This is a genomic window from Synechococcus lacustris str. Tous (assembly GCF_003011125.1).
Taxonomy (GTDB): domain Bacteria; phylum Cyanobacteriota; class Cyanobacteriia; order PCC-6307; family Cyanobiaceae; genus Synechococcus_D; species Synechococcus_D lacustris.
Genome location: NZ_PXVC01000123.1, coordinates 1 through 3736, shown reverse-complemented (window position 1 = coordinate 3736; position 3736 = coordinate 1). Strand labels below are relative to the sequence as shown.

Here is a 3736-nt window from a genome sequence, read left to right as displayed (position 1 = left end):
CCCACAACTTTATCAATAAACTTGTAGTCGTTAGTTTTTATCGGATTCCACAGTGAAAGTCTTGGCATAATACTATTTATCTGAACTGTTCTGAAATAAATTAACTGGCTGTTTAATGCTGATAAATATTACTATGACCAAAGCTGTTCGAGGCGCTCGCCCAATTAAAAATTTAGCAGTAAAACAACATTACGACAATCATGTTTATCGTAATGTTTCCTTAGATGAATACTCAGAAGTTTGGAGAAACTGGTTAGAGTATTCAGATACTAAAACAATAAACGGGTTAGACGAGTTTGGGATAGCAGATTATACTCAAGGCACTAGTCAAACATTTGATCATTTTATTTTAAAACATTCAGTGACACGGCAAATTATCTGCTTAACGGGAGACTTTCAGTATCACGCATGTTTAGGCAAACATATTAACTTTACATATGTTACTAACTGCGATGACCTTGTAAATAAAATACAAGGTAAGGGTTTACATGCATTATTAATTAGTATGCCTTTTAGCGACTACGGATGTATGCATCCAGAGTTTAATGATATCTTAAACATATGCGCCATAAATGACATTCCTGTTTGTGTAGATTTAGCATATTGGGGAATATCTAAAAACATACATCTTGACGTAACTTATCCAGCAATACAAGAAATAACTTGTAGTTTGAGCAAGCCGTTTTACACTTTAGAGAACCACAGGGTTGGAATTAGGTTTACCAAAAGCTATGCAGATGATGGCATAAGTATGCTAAACGAAGTGGACATGCAAAACAAATATAGTATGAGCTTAGGTGTACACTTTATGAAAAGTTTTAGTCCTGATTGGAACTGGGAAACACACCAAGAAAACTATGAAAAAATCTGCGAACAAAAAAACTTAGTATATACTGATACAGTAATTTTTGGTTTAGGCGGCGAAGAATATAAACATTTTAACAGAGGTATTCCTGACAACAATAGGGTTTGTGTTAGCGAATATCTCGGAGACACAGACATATGATAGTTAATTCACATAACGATTGGGATCCTCTAGAGGAAATTATTGTTGGTCATGCACATCACAGTCGCATCGCTACAGACATCAGCGCACATAGTTTTAGCTATGCTAATCATCCTGCTGAAAAAATCAAACACTTAGAAGGCACTTATCCGCAATGGGTAATCGATGAAGCCAACGAGGATGCAGATGGGCTAGCAGATACACTTACTAAGATGGGTGTAAAAGTACATCGACCCAAGATCATTGATTGGGACAATGTTAACTACGACATTGGCCAAGGTTGGAATTCTAAAGGTTGGTATAGCTGGTGCCCACGCGATTTAATTTTACCACTAGGTGATATGCTTATTGAAACACCTACCCCAGTTCGCGCACGATATTTTGAAACTCGTTTGTACGAAGATATTTTATACGAAGCATTTGAAGACGGCGCATTGTGGTTGCAAGCACCTAAACCCAAACTACATGACAATATGTATCAGTTTGAAAATCTTAAAAAAGCAACATTAATGGATCATGAAATTTGTTTTGATGCTCCTAATATTGTGCGTGTTGGCAGAGACTTGCTGTATCAAGTAAGCAACAGCGGTAACATGAAAGGCTTTAAATGGCTCAAGCGTTTCTTAGAACCGATGGGTTATAAGTTACACTACAGCGAGCTTTACAGTTTTGCACACTTTGACAGTACCATTGTACCACTACGTCCAGGTCTAGTATTACTAAACAGTAGTCGAGTTACACCGGACAACTGCCCAGAGATTTTTAAGAAGTGGGACAAGATTTGGTTTGAAGATTGTGTTGTCCAAGGTAGTAAATTAGCCGACCAAGGTTATATCGCTCCTTGTAGTCCTTATATTGGTATGAATATTCTTAGCGTTAACGAAAGCACAATTATTTGTGATAGCGCACAAGAACCACTAATGCGAGAACTTGACAAGCACKGCATTGATAGCGTACCAGTACGTTTCCGTCATAGCATGACATTGAGTGGTGGTATTCACTGTGCTACACTGGACCTAAGAAGAAAAGGCACGTTAGAGAGTTATTGTGATTAAGTACGGCCATTTAGATATTGATGTTCGTAGGGCAAAACTTACACAAATAAAGTTTGCAGATTTGCACGAATGTTATAGACAATACGAACAACTAGACACATATTATAATAAACAGAATAGTAGTATCTGGCAAATGTTTGATGATGACTGTCCTGATTGGGTTTGGCAAATAGCAAGTCGATTGTTAGAATCGTTAGACGAAAATCCTGGTTATGTTGTTAGTATTGTTAGAATAGATCCAGGTAATACTATACCTAATCACGTTGACGCACACTTTAAAGTACAAGAAAAATACGGTAAAGGAAAAACTGCACGATACCTTATTATGCTAGAAGATTGGAAGTCAGGTCATTACTACGAGATACATAATCAGCCATATATAAAGTGGCGTAAAGGTGATTGGACGCTGTTCGGATCCGACGATTGGCATCTAGCAGGTAATATGGGTGACGAGCCGTTTTATTCTATGCAGGTAACAGTAAAGTATGATTAAAGGGCACGTTAATATTGATTTTATTACAGATGACATGCTCGAAGAACTAGTTTTTACTGAAAAAACAGAAACTAGGGAAGCTGGCGGCTATTGGAACACCCTAGGAATAAGTACACCTAATTTTCCAGTTGATGCTGATATAGTATATCAAACTTTTGGAGATTCTTGTCCATCTTGGGTAAATAATGTCAAATATTTGTTTGATAATTGGCTTAAATATAGTATGGTTACAATTAATAAATTAACCCCTGGATGTTTTATACCACCGCATAAAGATAAATTTCACAGACTATTTGAATTTGCTAAAAATAATAATATAGACTTAACTAATAAAGAGCCTATACGTATTAATTTGTTTTTACAGGATCACAAAATAGGTCATTTTTTTGAAATGGAAAACGAAGTATGCATGAATTATAAAAAAGGTGATTATGCTATAATTAGGTTAGATAAGATTCACTCGGTAATAAATATTGGCAACGAGAATCGATACACACTACAAGTATCTGGATTTGCAGATAAGGACACATTTAAATGAAGATTTTTATAACAGGGCACGATGGCTTTATTGGTCAACACATGGTACAGCGTTTACAAGGTAAACACGAGCTTGAATTTTTGCAACATGATTTAAGAGAACACGACAAAGTTGGCTTTCAGCTACGTCAATCTAATCCCGATATTATTGTACATCTTGCAGCTCGCACCGAAGTAGAACAGAGTTTTTACGAGCAAATTACGTTCAGTGATATTAATTATACTGGTACTGTTAATTTAATTGAGATCGCAAAGGATTTACCTAATCTTAAAAACTTTGTGTTTGCTAGTACAATGGAAGTGTACGGGTGGCAACCTATTAGCGATTTAATTAGAGAAGGCAGGGAAGAAGGTATTATTGCGTTTGACGAAAGCACTCCGCCAAATCCTAATGCTCCTTATGCAGTAGCCAAATATGCTTGCGAAAAGTATTTAGAATATGCACATCGCAGTTACGGACTGCCCTTTACTGCTATTCGTCAAACAAACGCATACGGTCGTAAAGATAACAACTTTTTTGTTACAGAACAAATCATTTATCAGATGCTGACCAACCCTAAGGAAATTAACTTAGGCTACGGCGAACCATATCGTAACTTTATATACATTGACGATCTACTAGACGCATGGGAAACTGTTATTAAT

5 protein-coding genes are annotated in these 3736 nt (G+C 36.4%); all 5 read left to right on the top strand.

The genetic code is table 11. From position 1 onward, the window contains the following. The first annotated feature begins 133 nt into the window (after positions 1-133). On the top strand, positions 134-1006 hold the full coding sequence (locus C7K08_RS13105; RefSeq protein WP_133165287.1) for a hypothetical protein: 873 nt from the start codon (positions 134-136) through the stop codon (positions 1004-1006). Continuing rightward, positions 1003-2061: an inosamine-phosphate amidinotransferase 1 gene (locus C7K08_RS13100; protein ID WP_106501003.1), complete on the top strand. Its 1059-nt coding sequence runs from the start codon at positions 1003-1005 to the stop codon at positions 2059-2061. The genes C7K08_RS13105 and C7K08_RS13100 overlap by 4 nt, the downstream gene beginning before the upstream one ends. Before the next feature lie 133 nt (positions 2062-2194). Beyond that, positions 2195-2554 (top strand): hypothetical protein, encoded by a 360-nt coding sequence (locus C7K08_RS13095; protein ID WP_133165286.1) that lies wholly within the window; start codon positions 2195-2197, stop codon positions 2552-2554. Between the two features lie 34 nt (positions 2555-2588). After that, complete coding sequence (locus tag C7K08_RS13090) at positions 2589-3092, top strand: hypothetical protein (RefSeq protein ID WP_133165285.1); 504 nt, start codon at positions 2589-2591, stop codon at positions 3090-3092. Then, positions 3089-3736 (top strand): NAD-dependent epimerase/dehydratase family protein (locus C7K08_RS13085; protein ID WP_241537266.1); only part of this gene is annotated, 648 nt, incomplete at its 3' end. The genes C7K08_RS13090 and C7K08_RS13085, both read left to right, overlap by 4 nt.

Excerpts from the sequence above, each read along its gene's own strand:
- C7K08_RS13105 (WP_133165287.1), top strand. The coding sequence starts at position 134 with ATGACCAAAGCTGTTCGAGGCGCTCGCCCAATTAAAAATTTAGCAGTA.
- C7K08_RS13095 (WP_133165286.1), top strand. The coding sequence starts at position 2,195 with ATGTTTGATGATGACTGTCCTGATTGGGTTTGGCAAATAGCAAGTCGA.
- C7K08_RS13090 (WP_133165285.1), top strand. The coding sequence starts at position 2,589 with ATGCTCGAAGAACTAGTTTTTACTGAAAAAACAGAAACTAGGGAAGCT.